We start from the raw sequence: 4,358 nt of genomic DNA on the forward strand, positions 1-4,358 counted from the left end.
CTCTGTACGGTCGAGCAACCAGAGCAGAGAGCCTTTCTTGGAGCGTTCCCGCACGGTCTCGGTCAGCTCCAGATTACGCCGCGTGAAGGGGTCCAGAATCATATAATTCCCCGGTTCATAGGAGGAAATCTGGCTTAGCTGCCCCAAGGATCGCCGCTGCGTCTCGCTGAGATAAGAAATCAGCAGCGCCAGGCACTCCGCCCGCTCAGGCTCCAGCCGCACCCAGGCCGCTTCACCGAACTGGCTCCGCGCCAGCTCTTCGTTCTTCTTCTCCCAGGGTGTATAGACAACCGGCTTGTCTCCCAGAATCGTACCCGCCCGGACACTGTCCAGCAGCGTCCCGTCCCCGATCATTTCCGCCGGCTCATACAGGCCGATCTCACCGCGCAGCGTGTCCGCCCCCGCAGGCGAAGAGGTTACATACAGCTCTCCTGTCGTTAGATCGCAGGCGGCCAGCGCCGTCATTCCGGCGAGCTCGGTGACGCAGACTAAATAATTGTTGCTCTTATCGGCGAGCACTTTGCCTTCCATAACGGTACCGGGAGTGACAACCCGCACAATATCCCGGCGGACCATTCCCTTGGTTGTCGCGGGGTCGTCAAGCTGCTCGCAAATCGCGACTTTGTATCCTTTTTCAATAAGACGCTGAATATAGCCCTCTGCGGAATGGTAGGGAACCCCGCACATCGGAATGCGCTCATCGCCCCCGCCTTCCCGGCCGGTCAGTGTAATATCCAGTTCCTTGGAAGCCAGCAGGGCATCGTCAAAAAACATTTCGTAAAAATCGCCCAGCCGGAAAAAAAGGAAGGCATCCTTTGCCCCTTCCTTTACCTTCAAATACTGCTCGATCATCGGTGTATATTTTGCCATCTTAAACCTCCAGGCCTTATCATGCTTATCCTCTATTATACCAGAAACCGTTCCGGCTGGCTTAAGCACGACAGACGGGATGAACGGAGAGCAACGGCTCCAGCCTTAAGGAAGTTATGCTCCAGAGAGATATCACAGGCCAAAGAGCGCAAGAAGCCGGCCTTGCCAACAAGCACAAGCCGGCTTCATTAATTGCCATATAACCATGATAATCGTTACTGGTCAAGCTTCAGCAGGTCTTTCCAGGAAGCTTCTATTTTGCGGGCTCCCTCTTCGGCGGATTGGGTTCCAAGAAGAATCTCCTTTAGATTCGAAGTGAAGTCATAGAACATGGTGGAGCTCTCCGGAATCAGCGGGCGGGATTTGGCAGCGTCGAACTGCTTTTTGAACCCTTGAAAAATGGGGTCTACGGCCAAGGCGGCATCCTGATAAGCGCTCGTTCTGGTTGGAAGTGTCTTAACTTCTTTGGCTTGCCTAATCTGCACTTTGGTACTGGTAAGATAGGAAATCAGCTCATAGGTTTCCTTGGGATGCTTGCTGTATTTGGAGATAGCGAAGCCGTGGCCGCCTGTAGGAGAGGCGTGTCCCTTGGGCCCCTTTGGAATAACCGTGATTCCAAGATTGTCCGCATTCTTGAATTCGCTGCCGGCGAGAAGCTCAGAGAGCGCCCAAGGACCATTGATCAGCATGGCTGAACGCCCTTCCTTGAAGTCCAAGTTCATTTTGTTATAGGCGTCCTTAAAGTCGGAGTAAGGCTGGGTCGCGTGCTCCTGCTTCAGCTTCAGCATAAATTTCAGACCCTCGATGGTACCCTGCGAAGCAATCTCAATTTTCCGGTCATCCGTTATGGTTCCTCCGCCGAAGGCCCAAATGTAGGGCAGGGAAAAATAAGACGCGTCCATAAGATAGATCCCGTAATGGTCTTTATTTGTTACTTTTCGGGCCATCTCCAGAAGTTCATCCATCGTTTGCGGAGGAGCGGAGAAGCCGTTTTCCTGCAAAATCCGCTTGTTGTAAAGGAGCGCTGGAGCATCCATGACGGATGGCAGCCCATAGATTTTGCCGTTGTACTGGACCGAACGCAGGATTACCGGATTAAAATCCTTCCGATCGGACTCCGAAATCATATCATTGAGCGGATACAATAAATCCAGATTCACAAATTCAGGTACCCAGAGATAATCCGTACGCATGGCATCGAGCGGTTGATCGCCCAGCAGGGCGTTTTTGAATACATTCAGGGCCGCATTAGGATTCACATCAATGAGGTTCACCTTAATATTCGGGTGCGCTTGCTCAAAGCCCTCGATTTGCGTCTTAATAAATTCGGCTTCTTGCTCCAGGGAGTCATTCATTAAAGTCAAGGTAACCGGTTCCTTCTGAGATTGGCTGGAGCAAGCAGAGAACAGAACTGTAATAGCAAAACTGAGGATTATCAAGACAGGAATTTTTTTCACTATGTACTCACCCCTCGGGTCCAAGTTATAAACGAAACTTGCCGATCAGTTCCTTCATATCATCTGCGAGCGCGGTTAGGGTGCTGGAGGAAGAAGTGATTTCTTCCATGGAAGCCAGCTGCTGCTCCGTGGCGGCCGCAACGCTCTGGGTGCCTGCCGAGTGTTCTTTGGCGATTTCGGATATGACCGAAATGCCTGAAACGACTTTTTGGGTATCCGCCATAATATTGAATGTGGACTCGGTTACTTCCTGGATGTCAAGCTCTACCTGCTGAATCTTGTGCAAAATGCCTTCAAAGGATTCGCCTGCCACTTCGATGAGCTGGATTCCCTTCTGCACCTCCAGGGCGCCCTGCTCCATTTCTGCTGCGGCTGTACCGGTTTCCTGCTGGATGCCTTCAATAAGCGAGCGGATTTGTTCAGCAGACAAGCGGCTCTGTTCGGCCAGCTTTCTGACTTCATCCGCTACGACAGCGAAGCCCCGTCCTTGTTCCCCGGCTCTTGACGCCTCAATCGCCGCATTGAGCGCAAGCAGATTCGTCTGTTTGGAGATGTCCATAATCAGCTTCGTTGCGCTGCCGATTTGGACGGCCTGCTGCTCTAGGCCGAAGATAATATGCGAGAGCTTTTCGGCGCTTGCTTCAATGACGCGAACCTGCCCGATCGCATTGGCAAGATCGTCTTTGCCTTGAAACGCTGTCGCCGACGTATTCGTGACGTTTCCGAGAACGGCATCTCCATTCGCCGCAATCCGCTGTACCGCCTCCGACAGCTCAGTGATAATATCAAGGTTTGTTTCGACATGTGAGGTTTGATTCTCCGTACCGGCTGTTATTTCTTCCATAATGGAAGCAATATGCTCCGTCGCCTCTCCCGTTTGTTCTGCGCTGGCCTGAAGCTGGGCGGAGGCAGCAGCGACCTGCGTCGAGACCTGGCTTGCACTGCCGATAACCGAACGCAGCGATTGAGTCATCGTGTTGAAAGCGCCTGCCAGCTCTGTCAGCTCATCTTTTCCTTTAAAATTAAGCTCCTCCACCTGCAGATCGCCCTGTCCAACCGCTCCGGCCGACTGTTTAAGCCGCTTGATTCGCGAGACCAAATAATTGGACAGCAGGAAGGCGATACCGGCAGACAGAACAATAGCCATCCCTACGAGGATGTAGTTCACTAATTTCACTTGAGCGTTCATGCTGTGAATATCGTCTGTATAACCTTCAATCCGGGCCTGCTCGGTCTTAAGGAGAGAGAGCAAAGCAAACGCTACGGAATCAAAAGAGTCTTTGGCATACAGTTCCTGTGCCTGCAAGGCATCCCCTTGCTCCAACCGGGCCATCAGCTTCAGTTTGTAATTTTTATTCTCAGTCCATTTGGACTGAAAGGTTTCGATTTGCCTAAGGCTTTCCGCGTCTTTCGTGATGTTCTTCAGGTGTACGGTCTCCTCCTCAAGAAACTTCACGGTTTCTTCGAAACGGGATTTGTAGTCCGCTTTGAAATTGCTGGGGGCCAGCATGTAGTGCGCGCCGTTATCGTTCGCCATTCTGGCGAACAAATTCAATCTTTGGGTCACCTCCATACGCTGCTGGGAGGCGAAAATGTTGTTGGTCAACCCGGTAACACGCTGATTCATTACAGTAGTTACACCAACTGTAACCAGAAACAGGGCAATAATCGAGAAAAAGCTGAGCAACAGTTTGGTTCGAAGGCTGAAGATCAACAAAACCACTCCGTTCATAGCGAGATGTAATTATGACCAGGCCATGATCGAAATACCTGCTTATATTCCGGTATGTCAAGGTCCATAAGGTCTATATCGTCTGAATGGCAAAACAAATTTACACCGCTCCATGATGTAAACGCCACCAAAAAAAATGGCATTATAGGGACTCGTAGTCAGAGCACTCGGCAAAGTCAGACTCGCTGCATTTGGCCTGCATGGTAAAAAAGCGCCGGTTCAGGGCGCTTGTTCTCCGCACCATAACCTGCGGACATTGCGGGTTTCGTCCCAGCTTCGGCCAGCGTCGATGTGGCGCA

At 51.6% G+C, this 4,358-nt stretch carries 3 protein-coding genes; all 3 read right to left on the bottom strand.

The annotated features are described in order from the left end of the window. Window positions 1-870 (bottom strand): MutS N-terminal domain-containing protein (locus L691_RS29185; protein WP_036737275.1); only part of this gene is annotated, 870 nt, incomplete at its 3' end. A 215-nt stretch (window positions 871-1,085) separates the two neighbouring features. Further along, the gene (locus L691_RS0116650) at window positions 1,086-2,225 is read right to left on the bottom strand and encodes an extracellular solute-binding protein (RefSeq protein ID WP_232229208.1); all 1,140 of its coding nucleotides are present in this window, start codon (window positions 2,223-2,225) and stop codon (window positions 1,086-1,088) included. 127 nt (window positions 2,226-2,352) lie between these two features. Beyond that, window positions 2,353-4,041, bottom strand: coding sequence for a methyl-accepting chemotaxis protein (locus L691_RS0116655; RefSeq protein WP_025691570.1), 1,689 nt, complete (start codon window positions 4,039-4,041; stop codon window positions 2,353-2,355). Between the last annotated feature and the right edge of the window lie 317 nt (window positions 4,042-4,358).

It is taken from the genome of Paenibacillus zanthoxyli JH29, assembly GCF_000520715.1.
GTDB lineage: Bacteria > Bacillota > Bacilli > Paenibacillales > Paenibacillaceae > Paenibacillus_AQ > Paenibacillus_AQ zanthoxyli.

What these genes read in the sequence shown, in the direction of transcription:
- L691_RS0116650 (WP_232229208.1), bottom strand. Translation starts at nt 2,225, where the DNA reads ATGAATGACTCCCTGGAGCAAGAAGCCGAATTTATTAAGACGCAAATC.